This window comes from Sinorhizobium chiapasense, assembly GCF_045277575.1.
Lineage (GTDB): Bacteria > Pseudomonadota > Alphaproteobacteria > Rhizobiales > Rhizobiaceae > Ensifer > Ensifer chiapasense_A.
Window position 1 is genome coordinate 3,105,764 of record NZ_CP144205.1, and the last position, 17,841, is coordinate 3,123,604.

16 protein-coding genes are annotated in these 17,841 nt (G+C 63.4%); 8 read left to right on the forward strand and 8 right to left on the reverse strand.

Annotated features, from left to right (window positions below; translation table 11 throughout):
* Positions 1-54: 54 nt before the first annotated feature.
* From QM996_RS15030 to QM996_RS15045, 4 genes are all read right to left on the reverse strand, one after another.
* On the reverse strand, positions 55-1,092 hold the full coding sequence (locus QM996_RS15030) for a LacI family DNA-binding transcriptional regulator (RefSeq protein ID WP_500268155.1): 1,038 nt from the start codon (positions 1,090-1,092) through the stop codon (positions 55-57).
* Between the two features lie 145 nt (positions 1,093-1,237).
* Positions 1,238-2,353 carry a metallophosphoesterase gene (locus QM996_RS15035; protein ID WP_500268156.1) on the reverse strand — a complete coding sequence of 372 codons (1,116 nt, stop codon included), beginning with the start codon at positions 2,351-2,353 and terminating at the stop codon, positions 1,238-1,240.
* 158 nt (positions 2,354-2,511) lie between these two features.
* A complete protein-coding gene (locus QM996_RS15040) occupies positions 2,512-4,101 on the reverse strand; it encodes an efflux MFS transporter permease (RefSeq protein ID WP_500268157.1) in 1,590 nt (529 codons plus the stop codon).
* A gap of 150 nt (positions 4,102-4,251) precedes the next feature.
* Positions 4,252-5,460 carry an HlyD family secretion protein gene (locus QM996_RS15045; protein ID WP_500268158.1) on the reverse strand — a complete coding sequence of 403 codons (1,209 nt, stop codon included), beginning with the start codon at positions 5,458-5,460 and terminating at the stop codon, positions 4,252-4,254.
* A 210-nt stretch (positions 5,461-5,670) separates the two neighbouring features.
* Here QM996_RS15045 and QM996_RS15050 point away from each other — a divergent pair, with 210 nt between their 5' ends.
* The 3 genes from QM996_RS15050 to QM996_RS15060 all read left to right on the forward strand — a co-directional run bounded on the left by QM996_RS15050 (position 5,671) and on the right by QM996_RS15060 (position 8,231).
* Complete coding sequence (locus QM996_RS15050; RefSeq protein WP_500270323.1) at positions 5,671-6,327, forward strand: TetR/AcrR family transcriptional regulator; 657 nt, start codon at positions 5,671-5,673, stop codon at positions 6,325-6,327.
* 102 nt (positions 6,328-6,429) lie between these two features.
* Complete coding sequence (locus tag QM996_RS15055) at positions 6,430-7,269, forward strand: AraC family transcriptional regulator (protein ID WP_500270324.1); 840 nt, start codon at positions 6,430-6,432, stop codon at positions 7,267-7,269.
* 212 nt (positions 7,270-7,481) lie between these two features.
* Positions 7,482-8,231, forward strand: a complete 750-nt coding sequence (locus QM996_RS15060; RefSeq protein WP_500268159.1) for a TerC family protein — start codon at positions 7,482-7,484, stop codon at positions 8,229-8,231.
* A 263-nt stretch (positions 8,232-8,494) separates the two neighbouring features.
* Here the strand turns inward: QM996_RS15060 and QM996_RS15065 are convergent, their stop codons facing one another.
* Both QM996_RS15065 and QM996_RS15070 read right to left on the reverse strand, forming a co-directional pair.
* Positions 8,495-8,875 carry a VOC family protein gene (locus QM996_RS15065; RefSeq protein WP_500268160.1) on the reverse strand — a complete coding sequence of 127 codons (381 nt, stop codon included), beginning with the start codon at positions 8,873-8,875 and terminating at the stop codon, positions 8,495-8,497.
* 225 nt (positions 8,876-9,100) lie between these two features.
* Positions 9,101-9,448 (reverse strand): ArsR/SmtB family transcription factor, encoded by a 348-nt coding sequence (locus QM996_RS15070; protein WP_500268161.1) that lies wholly within the window; start codon positions 9,446-9,448, stop codon positions 9,101-9,103.
* A 256-nt stretch (positions 9,449-9,704) separates the two neighbouring features.
* Between QM996_RS15070 and gltX the strand changes: the two genes are divergently transcribed.
* Positions 9,705-11,162 carry a glutamate--tRNA ligase gene (gltX, locus tag QM996_RS15075; RefSeq protein WP_500268162.1) on the forward strand — a complete coding sequence of 486 codons (1,458 nt, stop codon included), beginning with the start codon at positions 9,705-9,707 and terminating at the stop codon, positions 11,160-11,162.
* Between the two features lie 10 nt (positions 11,163-11,172).
* On the forward strand, positions 11,173-12,669 hold the full coding sequence (gene lysS / locus QM996_RS15080; RefSeq protein ID WP_500268163.1) for a lysine--tRNA ligase: 1,497 nt from the start codon (positions 11,173-11,175) through the stop codon (positions 12,667-12,669).
* An 89-nt stretch (positions 12,670-12,758) separates the two neighbouring features.
* Here the strand turns inward: lysS and QM996_RS15085 are convergent, their stop codons facing one another.
* Together QM996_RS15085 and QM996_RS15090 are read right to left on the reverse strand one after the other, a co-directional pair.
* A complete protein-coding gene (locus QM996_RS15085; protein ID WP_500268164.1) occupies positions 12,759-13,418 on the reverse strand; it encodes a hypothetical protein in 660 nt (219 codons plus the stop codon).
* 199 nt (positions 13,419-13,617) lie between these two features.
* Positions 13,618-13,938: a hypothetical protein gene (locus QM996_RS15090; RefSeq protein WP_500268165.1), complete on the reverse strand. Its 321-nt coding sequence runs from the start codon at positions 13,936-13,938 to the stop codon at positions 13,618-13,620.
* 208 nt (positions 13,939-14,146) lie between these two features.
* Between QM996_RS15090 and QM996_RS15095 the strand changes: the two genes are divergently transcribed.
* The 3 genes from QM996_RS15095 to QM996_RS15105 all read left to right on the forward strand — a co-directional run bounded on the left by QM996_RS15095 (position 14,147) and on the right by QM996_RS15105 (position 17,821).
* Positions 14,147-15,100 (forward strand): nucleoside hydrolase, encoded by a 954-nt coding sequence (locus tag QM996_RS15095; protein WP_500268166.1) that lies wholly within the window; start codon positions 14,147-14,149, stop codon positions 15,098-15,100.
* Between the two features lie 87 nt (positions 15,101-15,187).
* Positions 15,188-16,198, forward strand: a complete 1,011-nt coding sequence (locus tag QM996_RS15100) for a ligase-associated DNA damage response exonuclease (protein WP_500270325.1) — start codon at positions 15,188-15,190, stop codon at positions 16,196-16,198.
* A 3-nt stretch (positions 16,199-16,201) separates the two neighbouring features.
* Entirely contained in the window at positions 16,202-17,821 is a 1,620-nt protein-coding gene (locus tag QM996_RS15105) for an ATP-dependent DNA ligase (protein WP_500268167.1), read from the forward strand.
* Positions 17,822-17,841: the final 20 nt, after the last annotated feature.

Consider the following 17,841-nt stretch of genomic DNA (forward strand, 5'->3'; position numbering starts at 1 on the left):
CCATTGAGCAATTCCAAACCGGCTTCCCGTCTGGAACTGCGTCGTTCCAAATCGTTACGCCGGCTCGACCGGCAGGTTGTCCTTCAGGAAAATCTCGATGCGGATGCGCTCCTGTGCTCCGATCACGGCGAGCCCGTCGGCGCGGGCCTTGAGCACGCGGATGGCGCTGCGCACCTCGTGACCGGCATCCTGGTTCAACAGCGCGTCCAAGGTGCCGGACGAGAGTGCCCGGCGGCTATGCGGCGTGAGTTCATGCGCGATGGCGCAAACATCCGTCTGACGCCCGGCCTCTTCGAGTGCCGTGATCAAGCCGCGATTGCCGGCGCCGAGACTGTAGATGCCGGCGAGATCGGCATGATCGGCGACGAGCTTCGAGACGAGTTGCTCGACTTCGGCCGGATCGTCATGGCCCTCGACGACCGGCAGCAGCCGGCGGCCGGGCGCGCTTTCGGCCATCGCCGCGCTGAAGCCTTCGAGGCGGTCGCGATGGTCGCGCACCAGCATCGAGCCGGCGACGATCGCGACCGGCCCTTCGCGACCGCCGAGGAAGCGACCCATCAGGCTGCCCGCGGTCCGGCCGGCGGCGATATTGTCGACGCCGGCAAAGTGATCCCGCGACGATCCCGGCAGATCGGAAACCAGCGTCACCACGGCAATGCCGTCTTCATGAAGCCGGTCGACAGCCGCAACGACCTCGGGTGCATCGATCGCAACCACGGCGACGCCGGCCGGGCTTAGCGCCCGCGCCTTTTCCAGCGCCGCGGCAAGAGCCGCCGCATCAAAGGCCGGCACGGAGAGCACGGTGATTGCAGTGCGCTCGACTGCCGAGCGCACCTTTGCCGCCTCCACCTCGGCGGCGAGGCCGCGCATGAAGGTGTTGTCGCCCTCGGGCAGAATGAAGACCAGCGGGTAGCTGCGGCTCTTGGCGAGATTGGCGGCGGCGACGTCGCGCACATAGCCAAGCGTCGCAATGGCGCGCTCGACCTTGTCGCGGGTGACACCACGCACGCCGGGACGGTTGTTCAAAACCCGGTCGACGGTCGCGAGGCTGACCCCCGCTTCGGCAGCGATGTCGTGAACTGTCGGGCGCATGTTTTCCTCCGGGCTCTGCCTTTAGAGGATTTTTTGATGTACGTAAATCAAGAATCTGCAGAATGCGGAAAACAGAGCTCCGCGCCCAGTCCCGAGACAGCGGATTACATGCTTTAACTTTTTGATTTAGCTCATATTTCCCGGATTATCCGAGGCGCTTACTGAAAGCCGCGGTAAAGACGACCTCGCCATGGACCTCGCCAGCCTCGGCAAGCACCACATCCATGAAGCCTTCCGTGACACGCACGATCGCAAAGCCGCCCATATAAGCCGCCTTCGGCTTGATGATGTCGAGCCCGTTCTGTCGGTAGATCATTGCCGATTCGTGCTGGTGCCCGTGGAACAGGCCGATGACGTTGCTGCCCTTGATGGTGTCGAGCAGCGCCTGACGCTGAGAGACGCTCCACCAATGCGGGCTCCCGTCGCCGTTGTCGTCAAAGGTCTTCAACTTCGTATCCCAGACCTCGGTCGAGAAGGCGTCCCAGCCATAGTGCTGGAAGAGGATCACCGGCCGGCCATCGCCGGCATAGGCCGCGAGATCCTGCTTCAACCAGGGCAAGGCGTTCACCGCCCCCTTGTTTTCGTCGCCGCCGAAGCGCTGCAATTGCACGAGATGCAGTCCGCCCCAGTCCCAGGAATAGCAATCCGAGAGCGGATCGTAGTTGGTGACCGGCACCGGCGGCTTGTAGAAGACCGTCTGGCGATGGTTGAGTTCGACATAGTCGCGCAGCTCGCGGCGATACCAGTCGACATGCGGCGGCGTGCCGTCCTGGTCGAGGTCATGATTGCCGAGCCCGACAAAAACAGGCATGTGGACGCGATCATTTCCCGCCCCTTCCTGGTAGCGGCTGGAAAACTGCTGCAGTTGCCGCCCTTCACGCGGCTGGCGCACCTGGCCGCCGCCATCGTCGGTAATGTCGCCGCCCAGCACCAGGCCGAGTGGCTTGCCGATCTGCCGTCCGCCGCTTGCGAGGCCGCTCGGCTTGTCAGCGACCGTTGCCGGCCAGCGCAAGTCATGCACGGCGTTCAGCGCCGCCACATGGCGCAGCAGGTTGGCGTCGGTCTTGCCTTCCGCAGCGCAATTCGGCGCAAGCCCCTCGATCGAGACCAGGCAGGCATGGATGTCGCTGGAGAACAGGAATGTCGCATCGATGGCCGGAGCGGCAGCACGGCTGCGGGAGGCCGCAAGCCCTAACCCGAAGCCGGCAAGACCCGTCATGAAAGACCGCCGCGAAATGGCCGCCGAAACCAGTTCCGTCATGCCGCCGCCCCTCGATATCCGTGGACGGAAGTGTGCCGCAAGGCGTGCCTTGCGTAAACCGCGCAGAACGCTCGGCATGGGAACGAGGAAGAGGCGATCGCCCGCTTCCTTGTTCCTCATGGGCAATGATGGTGGCCGCCTTGGCCCATCATCCTGTTTTAATGGCCGCCGCCGCTGGGGCCGACGCCCTGTGGCTTGCTGATCATCATCACGCCGAGGATCAGCGACAGGAACAGCACCGTCAGAAGCACGAAAATATCGCTGAAGGACAGGATGACCGCCTGCTTCTGCGCCATGGCGGCAAGCTGCTTGATTGCGATCGTCGTGCCGTCGAGGCCGTGCGCATTGAAGCTGGCGGCGAGGTTGCCGAACCGCTCCATCGCTTCCGGATTGCCCCACTGCACGTGCTCCGCAAGGCGCGCATAGTGGAAATCCTGGCGCTGGGTCAGGATCGTGTTGATGATCGCAAGCCCCACCGCGCCGCCGAGGTTTCGCGTCAGGTTGAAAAGGCCAGAGGCGCCACGCATGCGCGCCGGCGGCATAGTGCCGAGCGCGATGTTGTTGATCGGCACCATGCAGAGCATCAGCCCGACGCCGCGCAGGATCTGCGGAATGAACAGCTCGTAGAAATCCCAGTCGGCCGTCAGGTGGCCCATGATCCAGGTGCCGCCGGCAAAGCTGGTGAAGCCGATCGTCATCAGCACGCGCGGATCGAGCTTGCCCGAGAGTATGCCGGCGACCGGCGCCGTGAAGAACATCGCAAGGCCCGAGACGAACATCGTCTCGCCGATCATCAGCGAATCGTATCCGCGAATGCGGCCGAGATAGAGCGGGTAGAGATAGGTGAGGCCGTAGAGACCGATGCCCATCACGAAGGAGAACATCGAGCCGAAGGCGAAGTTGCGGTTGGCAAAGGCCCTGAGGTCGACGACCGGGAACTCCACCTTGAAGGCTCGGTAGAAGAACACGATCGCCGCCAGCGCCGAGGCGACCGCACCCAGCACGATATGCTCGTCGTTGAACCAGTCGTTCGCATTGCCCTCTTCGAGCACATATTCGAGCGCGCCGAGAAAGATCGCCATCGACGCCAGCCCCCACCAGTCGAACTTCTTGAAAAGGCCGAGTTCCGGCTTGTCGAAGTCGATGAAGCTCCAGGTGAGCGTCGCGACGATGATCCCGGGGATGACGTTGACCAGGAACAGCCAGTGCCAGGAGAAGGCGTGGCTGAGGTAGCCACCGACCGTCGGGCCGATCGTCGGCGCCAGTGTCGCGATCAGGCCGATGATCGGCGAGACGACGTTGCGCTTCGACGGCGGAAAGATGGTGAAGGCGGCGGCGAAGACGGAGGGGATCATGCCGCCGCCGATAAAGCCCTGGATGGCGCGATAGACGATCATCTGGTCGATGTTGGTCGCGGTTGCCGCAAGCGCGCTTGCCGCGGTGAAGCCGGCAGCCGACACCGAAAACAGCACGCGCGTCGAGACGATACGCGCCAGCGTCCCCGACAGCGGGATCATGATGACTTCAGCGATGAGATAGGAGGTCTGCACCCAGCCGATCTCGTCCGAGCCGGCCGAGAGACCTGCCTGGATTTCGGCAAGCGAGGCCGAGACGATCTGAATGTCGAGGATCGCCATGAACATGCCGACGACCATGGCGAAGAAGGCGATCAGCCTCTTCGGGTCCATATGTTCCTCGACCTTCGGTGCGGCGGCCGCCACCGAACCTGCTGTTGCCGTTGCGGCCATCTCAGCCACTCCTTGCATGGGCGCTTAAGGCGCCAGCGTTCTGGACATGCGCGTTTCGCCGCGCCGGCGTTCCGGACTTGAACGCGCTCCGTGGCGCGCTGGGGTCTCGACAATAAGGCGCGCCCAGGGGCGCGCCGGCATTTCGTCCGCTTACTTGGTAGCGGCGACCTTCGTCGCATCCGGCGCCGTGCGGGTGTCGACATCGACGACGACGCTCAAGCCCGCGCGCAGGTGACCTTCGGCCAGCACGTCGGCCGGCAGCGTGATGCGCACCGGCACGCGCTGGATCACCTTGGTGAAGTTGCCGGTGGCGTTTTCCGCCGGCAGCAACGAGAAGACCGAGCCGGAGGCCGGCGAGATCGAGGCAACCGTGCCTTCGATCGCATGGTCCTCATAAGCATCGACATGGACTTTGACCTTGGAGCCCGGCACCAGATGGGCGATCTGGGTCTCCTTGAAGTTGGCGTCGATATAGAGCTGGTCGACCGGAACGAGGGCAGCGAGCCGCTGGCCGGCGGAAACGAGGTCGCCAACCTGAACCGCGACATTGCCGACGACGCCGTCATAGGGCGCCTTCAGGACCGTGAAGCCGAGGTCGCGATTGGCCTTGTCGCGCACAAGCTCGAGCGAACGGATCTCGCTTTCCGCTTCCGTGCGCTGCGCTTCGAGCACGGTGATGCTCGCCTTGGCGGCAGCGATGTTGGCATCGGCGCCGGCAAGGTTTGCCCGTGCCTGATCGAGCGCGACGTCTGCATTGTCAAGCGAAGCGACGGTGCCAACGGCCTTGGACTGGAGGTCGCTCGCGCGCTTCTGCGCGAGCTCGGCGCCGCGCACCGTCGCTTCGAGAGCCTTCTTCTGCGCTTCGGTCTGGGCAAGACTCGCCTTCGCGCCGGCAATCTGCGCATCGAAACGGCTGAGTGCCAGCTTCTGGGTGGCAATTTTTGCCTCGGCCTGCTCGGCAGCGATGCGGTAGTCGCCATCGTCAAGGGTGACGAGCGGATCGCCGGCCTTCACCTTCTGGTTCGCGACGGCGTCGACCTTGGCGACGTAACCCGAGACCTTGGGCGAGATCGTCGCGATGTCGCCCTCGATATAGGCGTCATCGGTCGAGACCATGAAGCGGCCATTGGTCCACCAGTCGTAGCCGAACCACGCACCGGCGGCCAGAAGCGCCAGACCGAGCACGGGGAGGATGGGCTTGCGCGCCTTCTTCGGCGGCTGCACCGCTTCTGCAGGAGCCTGGACAGCGGTCTGCTCCGCGGCAGGCGCCTTTGCCTCAAGCGCGGTTTCCTGCTGCACTTCGAAATTCTCGTCGACCGGACGGACGCGAGCAGCGCTGGATGTGTGGGATGCGGACATTGGGCACCGGCCTGGTTAAAGATTGGTGAACGAACTGAACCGTTCGGTTCGATCGAAACTTGACATAAGGCCTTTCTGGTCGCATATCAAGAGGAAATCGAACCACGCGGTTCGATGGTTTGAAATTTAATGCGAGCAGGACGGAAACAAGCGACCATCATGAGTACGGCGAAGACCGGGAAACGGGACATCGTGCAGCCGGTAGCCGGCATGGAGGAAGATCTCTGTCCGGGTGGCGGTCGCCACGCCGCCGGTGAGGACCCGATCAAGCGCGAGCAGATCCTCGAAGGTGCGAGGCGTGCCTTCCTGAGCCACGGCTTCGACGCCGCCAGCATGAACGACATCACCCGTGAGGCTGGCGTCTCGAAGGGCACGCTCTACGTCTATTTCGAGAACAAGGAAGACCTTTTCAAGGCGCTGATCATCAAGGGCAAGACCCGGGTGGTCCAGACGGCCAAGCATGCGCTCAACGATCATGACGACGTCGAGGAATCGCTCTACGATTTCGGCGTGACGCTGACGACCAGCATGACGGCCGAGGAAACGATCCGCTCCATGCGCATGGTGATCGGCGTGATCGACCGGATGCCGCACCTGGCCGAACGCTTCTTCAGCGAGGCGCCGGAAAACGGCTACACCGTGCTCAAGGCCTATCTCGACCGGCAGGTTCCCGCCGGCACGCTCAATATCGACAACACCGAGATGGCTGCCCGCCAGTTCATCGAAATGGCACAGGCCGGCCTCTTCAAGCACCGGCTGTTCGGCGGCATGTGTTCTGCACCGCCCAAGGAACAGATCGAGGCGACGGTCACCGCCGCCGTCCGCGTCTTTATGGCCGCCTACGGACCGAAGAAAAAGACGATCTGACGCCGAACCTCTTTCATCCTTCGAGCGTTCAATCCAGCAATTGCGATCAAGCGCACCTTCCGGCAAGACCCTATCACCAGGGCGCAAGCCTAAGGAGTGATGATGAGTGCCATCGGACGGGCGGTCTGGTTCATCGAGAGCCATTTCGCAAAGGACATATCGCTGGATGAAATCGCCGGGGCCGCGGGCCTCTCGCGCTTCCATCTCTCGCGCGTTTTCGGGCTGGTCACTGGCCGCTCGATCAGCGCCTATATTCGCGGCCGGCGGCTGACCGATGCCGCCTATGCCCTGGCCGATGGCTCTCTCAGCATTCTTTCGGTGGCCCTCGAAGCGGGCTACAATTCGCACGAGGCTTTCACCCGCGCCTTTCGCGACCAGTTCGGCGTGACGCCCGAGACGGTCCGCAAGCAAAGGCACGTTCGAAACATCGAACTGATGGAGCCTATCAGGATGGACGACACCCGCCTTCTCAAGATCGACCCGCCACGCTTCGAAGACAGCCCGCCCCTGCTGTTGGCCGGATTGGCGGAAACCTATGCCTATGGCCGCACCGAGGGCATCCCGTCGCTCTGGCAGCGGTTCAACCGCCATTTCGGCAACATACCCGGCCAGAAGGGCGACGTCGCCTATGGCGTGTGCAGCCAAAGCAATGGCGAGGCCGGAACCTTCCGTTACATGGCAGCCGCGGAAGTCAGCGAAGCCGACGAACTGCCCGATGGCTTTTCGACACTGAAGCTGCCGAAGCAGCGCTATGCCGTCTTCCTGCATCGCGGCCACATCTCGGCGATCGCCAGGACCGCGGACCACATCTTCGGCACGTGGCTGCCGGAGTCCGGCCTGCAGCATGGAGAGACGCCGGATCTGATCGAACGCTACGACGAGCGCTTCGACCCTCATTCGGGCATGGGCGCGGTCGAACTGTGGATTCCGATCAAATCGTAAACGGTAAAGCGCCGCCGCAAAGGGCCGGCGGCGCTTGTCACTCCCGCGATGTTCCTTAAATACTGCGGCGATTCTTGCGCAACGACGCGCCACCTACAGCGCCGCGCGTCTTTTCAGACGCGCAAAGGTCGCTGTAACACTTTGAAGCGCCGCATGTTTCCTTAAATCGGAGGCGATTTAAGGAAACATGCGGCAAAAAGGAAAGATCGCCGATGCAGGATATCCTGTTGCTTGCCCAAGACCCCGCCGCGTGGGTCGCCCTCGTTACTCTCGTCGTCATGGAGGTGGTTCTCGGCATCGACAACCTGATCTTCATCTCGATCCTCACCAACAAGCTGCCGATCGAACATCGCGAGAAAGCCCGCCGCGTCGGCATCGGTCTCGCGCTCGTCATGCGCCTCGCTCTGCTCGGTACCGTCGCCTGGATCGTCAAGCTGACGACGCCGGTCTTCGAGGCCTTCGGCCACGGCTTCTCCTGGAAGGACATGATCCTGATTGCCGGCGGCCTGTTCCTCGTCTGGAAGGCAACCAAGGAAATCCATCACAATGTCGATCCGAGCGATCACGGCGAGGATTTCATCGCCTCCTCGGCGATCAGCAGCTTCGGTGCCGCGATCGGCCAGATCCTGCTGCTCGATCTCGTCTTCTCCGTCGACAGCATCATCACCGCCGTCGGCATGACGCCGCACCTGCCGATCATGGTCATCGCCGTGATTGCCGCCGTGACCGTGATGCTCGTCGCCGCCAGTCCGCTGGCGAACTTCATCGAGAAGAACCCGACGATCGTGATGCTGGCGCTCGCCTTCCTGTTGATGATCGGCACGACGCTGATCGCCGAAGGCATGGGCCTGCATGTGCCCAAGGGCTACATCTACGCCGCCATGGCCTTCTCGGCCCTCGTCGAAATCCTCAACATGGTCGCTCGCAACGCACGGCTCAGGAAGGCAGGCAAGCTCGACTGAAGCTGTTGCGCAAGAGTGCACAGCGGTTCGCGATAGCAGGCGAAAGATGAGGAAAGTCACGCCCTCCGTCACAGGTGAAGGGCGTGATATTGCGGGAGATCACGAAAACGCGGAGCCGAACCGACCGGCCGTCGACCGCGAGCCCTCAGCGAAAACAGGAACACTCCTCCTCTCTCGCTGAGTCATGCCGGTGGCCCGGTCCCACGCCTTCTGGTTGGAGAACGCCTCGCCACAGGAAACGTTCCGCCGGCCCTCCAGCCCGTTCAGACGTCCGCGCGGTGGCCGACCTCGACCAGAATGTTGCCGGGAATGACCGCGTAGAAGACATAGGCGCCGTGCCGGTCCTGCGGCGCGGTCACCTGGATGCCGGCTCCGTGCACCCGCCGATAGACGTCGTCGACCTCGGTTCGCGCCGGCAGCAGGAAGCCGATGTGGTAGGTCTGGACGCCGAGCCTTAACTGGTCGCCGCCGCCGAGCGCCTCGATCGGCGGGCTGACGACGAGCACCAGGCCGGCCCCGTCAGTCAGACGGTAGAAGGCGTCCTTGCCGCGCTTTTCGACCAGCGTCAGGCCGAAATGGTCGATGAGGATTGAAGCCGTTTCGGCGACGACGGGGCTATAGAGGTCGATATGATTCAGTCGCATGTTCACAGTCTCCGTGTTCGAGAAACGCGGCGGACTGCGTCGATATGCACACCCCGCCGCGGACCGATGCAATTGCATCGGAACCACGTCGTGGGTTCGAACGGGACGTTCGAGCAGAGCTTCGTTTAAAAAACCGAAGGGACCGGGCTTACCATATCCGGTCCTGCCTTTTTCGACGCGTTCTGCTTACCGCAGAACGGCCGGGGACGGAAGAGGCGACGGCGATCAGTTCTTGCCGGCGTCCGGGTCGATACGCTGCAGTTCCTGCAGATAGACGGCGAGACGGTCGAATTTCTGCTCCCAGAAGCGGCGATAGCCGTCGAGCCAATTGTTGACGTCTTTAAGCGGTGCCGCCTCGAGCCGGCACGGGCGCCACTGCGCTTCGCGGCCGCGGCTGATCAGCCCGGCACGCTCGAGGACCTTGAGATGCTTGGAGACAGCCGGCAGGCTCATTTCGAAGGGTTCCGCCAATTCGCCGACCGAGGCCTCTCCGAGGGCGAGGCGGGCGAGGATCGCCCTTCGCGTCGGGTCGGCCAGGGCTGAGAGCGTCGTCGACAAGCGATCTTCCTGCATACTCTAAAAAACCTTTCAGTTAAATAACCTTTTGGTTCATTATCGCTCGGGGCAGGCAGTGTCAACAAAAGCCGGCGTGATCCGGTTTCCGTTGACATGATCGGCGTTCTATGGTCTCACGCGAGCCGACTGGAATAGCCTGCCGATACCGTTGTTGCGGCACCCTTGCGGGCCTTTCCTTCCCATAAAATGCGCGCCCGACGGCCGGATATCTTCTCCGGCAAGGGGCGAAAAGCACGTCAGACGGGCAAAGACCATGGCAAATTCAGCAGTCCGGGTACGCATCGCACCCTCCCCCACCGGCGAGCCGCATGTCGGCACGGCCTATATCGCCTTGTTCAACTATCTCTTCGCGAAGAAGCATGGCGGCGAATTCATCCTGCGCATCGAAGACACCGATGCGACCCGCTCGACGCCGGAGTTCGAACAGAAGGTGCTGGACGCGCTGAAATGGTGCGGGCTCGAATGGTCGGAAGGTCCCGACATTGGTGGTCCCTATGGCCCCTACCGCCAGAGCGACCGCAAGGACTTGTATCGTCCCTATGTCGAGAAGATCGTGGAGAACGGTCACGGCTTCCGCTGCTTCTGCACGCCGGAGCGGCTCGAGCAGATGCGCGAGAGCCAGCGCGCCGCCGGCAAGCCCTCGAAGTATGACGGCCTGTGCCTCAATCTCTCCGCTGAAGAAGTGACGTCGCGGGTTGCGGCCGGCGAACCGCATGTCGTGCGCATGAAGATCCCGACCGAGGGCTCGTGCAAGTTCCATGACGGCGTCTATGGCGACGTCGAGATTCCATGGGATGCCGTCGACATGCAGGTCCTGTTGAAGGCCGACGGCATGCCGACCTACCACATGGCGAACGTCGTCGACGACCACCTGATGAAGATCACCCACGTCGCCCGCGGCGAAGAGTGGCTGGCTTCGGTTCCGAAGCACATCCTGATCTACCGGTATCTCGGCCTCGAGCCGCCGCAGTTCATGCACCTGTCGCTGATGCGCAATGCCGACAAGTCGAAGCTGTCGAAGCGCAAGAGCCCGACGTCGATCTCCTATTACACCGCGCTCGGCTACCTGCCGGAAGCGCTGATGAACTTCCTCGGCCTGTTCTTCATCCAGATCGCCGAGGGCGAGGAGCTGCTGACGATCGACGAGCTGGCGGCCAAGTTCGATCCGGAAAACCTCTCCAAGGCCGGTGCGATTTTCGACATCCAGAAGCTCGACTGGCTCAACGCCCGCTGGATCCGCGAAAAACTCTCGGAAGACGAGTTCGCCGCCCGCGTCCTTGCCTGGGCGATGGAAAACGACCGTCTGAAGCAGGGCCTCAAGCTCAGCCAGTCGCGTATTTCGAAGTTCGGCGAACTGCCCGACCTCGCAAGCTTCCTGTTCAAGTCCGACCTCGGACTGCAGCCGGCAGCCTTTGCCGGCGTCAAGTCGACGCCCGAAGAACTGCTCGAGGTCCTCAACACCGTTCAGCCGGATCTCGAAAAGATCCTGGAGTGGAACAAGGAGTCGATCGAAGCGGAACTGCGTGCGGTCGCCGAGCGCATGGGCAAGAAGCTGAAGGTCATCGTGGCGCCGCTCTTCGTGGCGGTTTCGGGCTCGCAGCGTTCGTTGCCACTGTTCGACAGCATGGAAATCCTGGGCCGCGCCGTGGTACGTCAGCGCCTGAAGGTGGCGGCCCAGGTGGTTGCCTCCATGGTCGGCAGCGGAAAGTAAGGAGAGCACGATGAACGACAAGACCGAGACCACTGGCCTCTCCTCCGACGCAACGGAAGTTCGCGCACAGAAGCTGAACCTCCTGCGCGAGCAGATCGGCGACGTCTATCCGGCGCATTTCCACCGGACGATGACCAATGCCGAACTCACGGCGAAGTATGAGGGCCTGGAGCCGGACACCGAGACGCAGGATGTCGTGACGGTTGCCGGCCGCGTCTATTCCTCGCGCAACTCCGGCATGTTCATGGATATCCATGACGCCTCCGGCAAGATCCAGATCTTCAGCCACAAGGACGTGACGAGCGAGGAAGCCCGCGGCCTGCTGCCAATGATCGACATCGGCGACATCATCGGCGTCACCGGCGTCGTGCGCCGCACCAAGCGCGGCGAGCTGACGATCAACGCGCAGACGATCACCATGCTGACGAAGTCGCTGCTGCCGATGCCCGAGAAGTGGCACGGCCTCTCCGACATCGAGCTGCGTTATCGCAAGCGCCACCTCGACATCATGACCAACGAGGAATCGAAACTGCGCTTCCAGCAGCGTAGCCGCATCGTTTCCGGCATCCGCCGCTTCATGGAAAACGACGGCTTCATGGAAGTCGAGACGCCGATGCTGCATTCGGTCTATGGCGGCGCCACCGCCGAGCCGTTCAAGACGCATCACAACACGCTGAAACTCGACATGTACCTGCGCATCGCGCCGGAACTGTATCTGAAGCGGACGCTGGTCTCGGGCCTCACCGACAAGGTCTTCGAGATCAACCGTAACTTCCGCAACGAAGGCGTCTCCACCCGGCACAATCCGGAATTCACCATGATGGAGTGCTACTGGGCCTATGCCGACTACGAGGACGTCATGGACCTCGTCGAACGCATGTTCGCCGAGCTCGCCATGGCGATCCACGGCTCGACCGAATTCGCCTATGGCGACAAGCAGCTCTCCTTCAAGGGTCCGTTCCGCCGCGTGCCGATGCCTGACGCTGTCAAGGAAGCGACCGGCATCGACTTCCTGGCGATGAAGACCGACGAGGAAGCCCGCGCTGCCGCCAAGGCTGCCGGCTTCGAGGTCGAGAAGGATTGGACCTGGGGCGAGTGCCTCGCCTTCGTCTTCGAGGAGAAGGTCGAGCCGACGCTGATCCAGCCGGCCCACGTCACGCATTTCCCGAAGGACATCTCGCCCTTTGCCAAGGAAGTGCCGGGCGAGCCGCGCCTCGTCGAGCGTTTCGAGACCTATTGCAACACCTGGGAACTCGGCAACGCCTTCTCGGAACTCAACGATCCGGAAGAACAGCGCGCACGCATGGTCGAGCAGCTAGAGCAGGCGCACGCCCGCGGCGAAAAGGCCAAGCAGCTCGACGACGAGTTCCTTGATGCCATCGACCAGGGCATGCCGCCGGCCGGTGGCCTCGGCATCGGCGTCGACCGCCTGATCATGCTGCTCACCAATGCGCCGTCGATCCGGGACGTCATCCTCTTCCCGGCGCGCCGCCACAAGGCCGACTGATCAAGGTCGCATTGCCACGAACACGAAGGCCCGCCGCGCACGCGTCGGGCCTTTTTGATTTTCAGAAGAAACTATTCGATCACGCGGGCTCAATGCCCGGCGGGCGCCTCGGCCGTTTCAGCCGGTTCGGCCTGATGTTCGGCACCGCCTGCGTCGGCGGTTTTGGCTTCGGCAGGGTCCGCCAACGGATCGATGCATGGCGAGTGGTCGTCCATCGCCGCCATCATCGTGCGGACATCGTCCATGGAGAGGTCGACCGTCTTGCCGTGGAAGACGCCGGCAGAGTTGGCCGTGCCGGCGTTATAGGAAGCGCGGAACGTTTCGCTCATGCCAGGCACGCTCTGCGGACCGGGAGCGAAAAGCACCTCCGCGCCGATTGCGGCTCCGCGGACCTGGGCCCGATCCTCCGGGCCGGCCGCGTCGAGCACGACGACCTGATAGAGATCGGCCCGCTCGGCCTTCGCCAGCGCACCGACCACACGCAGGGCCGTGCGCATGCGCGCCTCGCCGTCGGCGCGATCGGTCTTGACGTGCATGCGGATCCAGCGCTGGCCATTGTGGCTGAGCTTGAGGGTCCGCAGCAGCGTGCATTCGAGACCCGAAGTATTCGGCTTGGAAAGCCCCGCCATCAGAGCATCCCGGCTGACATAGACGGCGGCCCCGCCGGATGCGGCCGAGACGCCGAAGGCGGCCGCGAGGATGACCAGCAGTCTCTTCGATGGCCGAAACTTGCCGAGGATAGCCTTCACGAGGGTGACTCCGCCGTCATATCCAGGAATTGCAGAAAAGCCCGAAGGGCGCGCCTCAACATAAGGCCCGCCACCTTTCGGAAAGTTTAAGCTGCTGCGGACAAGGGTCACGGAGCCGCGACCAGCCCGGTCATGGAATCAACACAGCGATGCGCAGGCGATGATCCGCCTGCGCATCGCTGTCGCCTGTTGGCGTTGCTCAATCGATCGCGATGTCCACGCGGTTGCGGCACTCGCGGTAGGACGAGACGTGCACGGTCCCTGACGCATCCACCCACCGCCGGTTTTCAACGCAATAGGCCCCGGATTTCGTCAGGATCACCCTGGGACGGCGACGGTTGTAGTTGTCGTTGCCATGCGTGAAGGAGCCGATGCCGGGATACCAATCGCTGCTATCGGAAGAGCTGTGCCCGCCACCGCCGCCGCGGCCCTTGCCGCCGGCGCTTTGGGCAAAGGATGGAGCGGCAAACGACGTGGCCGCGGTGATGACGATCATCGAAACGAGTACCAGCTTATGCATGACATGACCTCCCGGTTGACACTGGATGAGCGGTTCCCATCCATGTGAAGGAGCTTGCCATGTCCGCCCGGGCAGCGATGTTCCCACGGAAACGCGCCGGGAAGGCGCTCTGTCTTCGCCCAAGCGGCCGGGAGGGAGATTGACTTTCACGGCCATCTTGCCTCCATTGCGGGCCGTCAAACACAAGAACAAGAAAAGAAGAACGAAAATGCACAAAGTCATATTTGATACGGACCCGGGCATCGACGATGCGATGGCGCTGCTTTTCCTGCATCGGCATCCGGCCATCGACCTGATCGGTATCACCACTGTCTTCGGCAACGCCTCGGTCGAAACCACCACGCGCAACGCCCTGTTCCTGAAGCAGCGCTGGGGCATCGATGCACCGGTTGCCAAGGGCCTCGACAAGACCTTCAACCCCGACCGCCCGCATGTCGGCTGGCCGACCTTCATCCACGGCGACGATGGCCTCGGCAACATCGACGTCCCCGAGACGGTCGACCTGCCGATCGACCCGCGCCCGGCGCACCGCTTCATCATCGATACGGTCCGCGCCCATCCGGGCGAAGTGACGCTGATCGCGGTTGGCCGCATGACCAACCTGGCGCTGGCCCTGCGCGAGGATCCGGATTTTGCCGCACTCGTGCGCGAAGTCGTCATCATGGGCGGCGCCTTCGACGTCAACGGCAACATCACCCCGGCGGCCGAAGCCAACATCCACGGCGACCCGGAAGCCGCTGACGTGGTGATGACCGCCCCGTGGCCGGTCACCGTCGTCGGTCTCGACGTCACCACCAAGACGGTGATGACCAAGGCGATGATCGCCGACATCGCCGAGCACGGCGGCGAAGCCGGCAAACTGCTCGCCGACATCTCGAAGTTCTACGTCACCTTCTACGAGCAGCACGTGCCCGACGGCATGGTCGTGCATGACAGCTGCGCCTGCGCCTATGTCGTGGCGCCCGAGCTCTTCACCGTCAGAAGCGGCTCGATCCGCGTCGTCTGCGGCGGCATTGCCGACGGCCAGACGATCCAAGCGCCCGACAACCGGCTCTTCCCGCCGAGCCCCTGGGACGATCTGCCGAGCCAGAAGGCCTGCATCGACATCGATGCCGCCCGTACGCTGAAGCTGATCAGCGACACGCTGGTCCTGAACGGCTGAACCTGCCGAGGCGCGACCGACGTTGTGCCTTGAAAAACTTGAACAAGATGGCTGGCGGACACGCGTTCGCCGGCTATCTTTATGTCCATGAAACCGGACGCCCTGCTCTATCCCGCCCCCAAGGGTCTCTATTGCCAGATCGGCGACTTCTACATCGACCCGGTGCAGCCGGTCGAACGGGCGCTGATCACCCATGGCCATTCCGACCATGCCCGCGCCGGCCACGGCCAGGTGCTCGCCACCCGCGAAACCCTCGACATCATGCGCATTCGCTACGGCGATGGCTTCTGCGGCACGAGCCAGGCGATCGAACTCGGGCAGAGGCTGACGCTGAACGGTGTCGAGGTGGGCTTCCATCCGGCGGGCCATGTGCTCGGCTCGGCACAGATCTCCGTCCGCGCCAACGGCACCCGCATCGTCGTCTCCGGCGACTACAAGCGGCGGCGGGACCCGACCTGTGCCGGTTTCGAACCGGTCGCCTGCGACGTCTTCATCACCGAAGCGACCTTCGGCCTGCCGGTCTTCCATCATCCGGAGGACCGGGCCGAGACGCGCAAGCTGCTGACGTCGCTTGCACAATTCCCCGAACGGACCCACGCCGTCGGCGCCTATGCGCTCGGCAAGGCGCAGCGCGTCATCGCGCTCCTGCGCGAAGCGGGCTACCACGAGCCGATTTTCATCCACGGCGCGCTGCAGCGGCTCTGCGACTACTACCAGAGCCAGGGCATCGACCTCGGCGAACTGCGTCCGGCAACGCTCGCCGCAGACGAAAAGCAGGATTTCAGGGGCACGATCGTAATCGGCCCGCCTGCCGCCTTCGCCGATCGCTGGTCGCGGCGCTTCGCCGATCCGATCGCCATCTTCGCGTCGGGCTGGATGCTGATCCGTCAAAGAGCAAAGCAGCGCGGCGTCGAACTGCCGCTCGTCATCTCCGACCATTGCGACTGGGCCGAGCTCACGGCGACGATCACCGAGATCGCACCGGGCGAAGTCTGGGTCACGCATGGGCGTGAGGAAGCGCTGGTGCGCTGGTGCGAGCTTCAGGGCATAGCGGCCCGTCCGCTGCACCTCGTCGGCTACGACGACGAGGGAGAGTGACGGATGCGTGCCTTTGCCGAACTGCTCGACCGTCTCGTTCTAAGCCCGCAGCGCAACGCCAAGATCCGCCTGCTGGCCGATTACTTCCGGACCGCCCCGGATCCGAGCCGCGGCTACGCACTTGCGGCCATCGCCGGCACCTTGTCGCTGAACACCGTCAAGCCCGCGATGATCCGCGACCTACCGCTCGAACGCATGGACGCCGTGCTGTTCCAGTATTCCTACGACTATGTCGGCGACCTGGCCGAAACGATCTCGCTCGTCTGGGAGCCGCCGGCCGGCACCATTGCATCGGATATTCCACTCGGTGAAGCCATCGAGCGCCTGCAGATGACCGGCCGCGCCGACGCGCGCAGCGTCGTGCGTGACATGCTCGACCATCTGGACACTTCCGCGCGCTTCGCTTTTCTCAAGCTGGTGACCGGCGGCCTGCGGATCGGCGTATCGGCGAAGCTCGCCAAGCAGGCGCTCGCCGAGATGGGCGGCAAGGATGTCGCCGAGATCGAGACGCTCTGGCACGGCTTGTCGCCGCCCTATCTGCCGCTCTTCCGCTGGCTTTCGGGCGAGGCCGAGAAACCTGCGCTTTCGACGCCGGCCGTCTTCCATTCGGTCATGCTTGCCAATCCCGTCGGCGAAGGCGATCTCGACGCGCTCGACCCCAGGGACTTCGCCGCCGAATGGAAGTGGGATGGGATCCGGGTGCAGCTTGCCAATATCGGCGGCGCGCGCCGGCTCTACTCCCGCAGCGGCGACGAGATCTCCGGCGCCTTTCCCGATGTGCTGGAAGCAGCGGACTTCACCGGCGTCATCGACGGCGAACTGCTCGTCGGCGGCACGGCGCGCACCAATCGCGCAACCCGGAGCTTTGCCGATCTGCAACAGCGCCTGAACCGCAAGACCGTCAGCCACAAGCTTCTCGAAGCCTACCCTGCCTTCATCCGCGCCTATGACATTCTGTTTTCAGGCGAAGAGGACGTTCGCCCGCAAGGCTTCGTCGCAAGAAGGGCAATGCTTGCCGATCTGGTCGAACATGCCTCGCCGCAGCATTTCGACCTGTCGCCGCTGGTGCCGTTCTCGTCCTGGGACGAGCTTGATCGGCTGCGCGCCGACCCGCCCGATCCGGTCATCGAAGGCATCATGTTGAAACGGCTCGATTCGCCCTATACGCCGGGCCGCGTCAAAGGTCCCTGGTTCAAGTGGAAGCGTGCGCCCTTCAACATCGACGCGGTGCTGATGTATGCGCAGCGCGGCCACGGCAAACGCTCGAGCTACTACTCCGACTACACCTTCGGCGTCTGGACCACGGTCGACGGGAAGGAGACGCTCGTGCCGGTCGGCAAGGCCTATTTCGGCTTCACCGACGCCGAGCTGGAGGTTCTCGACCGCTTCGTCAGGGACAACACGATCGAGCGCTTCGGGCCGGTCCGGGCCGTGCGCGCCGAGCCCGATTTCGGTTTCGTCGTCGAAGTCGCCTTCGAGGGCATCAATCGCTCGACGCGGCACAAATCCGGCGTGGCGATGCGTTTTCCGCGCATAGCCCGCCTTCGGCAGGACAAGCTGCCGCGCGACGCCGATCGCCTGGAGACGCTGCAGGCGATGATCGAAGCGCGGGAGAGCCCGTAGGATCGTGATCCGTCCGGAAA

Excerpts from the sequence above, each read along its gene's own strand:
- QM996_RS15065 (WP_500268160.1), bottom strand. The coding sequence starts at position 8,875 with ATGCGACTGAATCATATCGACCTCTATAGCCCCGTCGTCGCCGAAACG.
- QM996_RS15090 (WP_500268165.1), bottom strand. The coding sequence starts at position 13,938 with ATGCATAAGCTGGTACTCGTTTCGATGATCGTCATCACCGCGGCCACG.
- QM996_RS15095 (WP_500268166.1), top strand. The coding sequence starts at position 14,147 with ATGCACAAAGTCATATTTGATACGGACCCGGGCATCGACGATGCGATG.
- QM996_RS15105 (WP_500268167.1), top strand. The coding sequence starts at position 16,202 with ATGCGTGCCTTTGCCGAACTGCTCGACCGTCTCGTTCTAAGCCCGCAG.
- QM996_RS15060 (WP_500268159.1), top strand. The coding sequence starts at position 7,482 with ATGCAGGATATCCTGTTGCTTGCCCAAGACCCCGCCGCGTGGGTCGCC.
- gltX (WP_500268162.1), top strand. The coding sequence starts at position 9,705 with ATGGCAAATTCAGCAGTCCGGGTACGCATCGCACCCTCCCCCACCGGC.
- lysS (WP_500268163.1), top strand. The coding sequence starts at position 11,173 with ATGAACGACAAGACCGAGACCACTGGCCTCTCCTCCGACGCAACGGAA.
- QM996_RS15070 (WP_500268161.1), bottom strand. The coding sequence starts at position 9,448 with ATGCAGGAAGATCGCTTGTCGACGACGCTCTCAGCCCTGGCCGACCCG.
- QM996_RS15035 (WP_500268156.1), bottom strand. The coding sequence starts at position 2,353 with ATGACGGAACTGGTTTCGGCGGCCATTTCGCGGCGGTCTTTCATGACG.
- QM996_RS15100 (WP_500270325.1), top strand. The coding sequence starts at position 15,188 with ATGAAACCGGACGCCCTGCTCTATCCCGCCCCCAAGGGTCTCTATTGC.
- QM996_RS15045 (WP_500268158.1), bottom strand. The coding sequence starts at position 5,460 with ATGTCCGCATCCCACACATCCAGCGCTGCTCGCGTCCGTCCGGTCGAC.
- QM996_RS15050 (WP_500270323.1), top strand. The coding sequence starts at position 5,671 with ATGGAGGAAGATCTCTGTCCGGGTGGCGGTCGCCACGCCGCCGGTGAG.
- QM996_RS15040 (WP_500268157.1), bottom strand. The coding sequence starts at position 4,101 with ATGGCCGCAACGGCAACAGCAGGTTCGGTGGCGGCCGCCGCACCGAAG.
- QM996_RS15030 (WP_500268155.1), bottom strand. The coding sequence starts at position 1,092 with ATGCGCCCGACAGTTCACGACATCGCTGCCGAAGCGGGGGTCAGCCTC.
- QM996_RS15055 (WP_500270324.1), top strand. The coding sequence starts at position 6,430 with ATGAGTGCCATCGGACGGGCGGTCTGGTTCATCGAGAGCCATTTCGCA.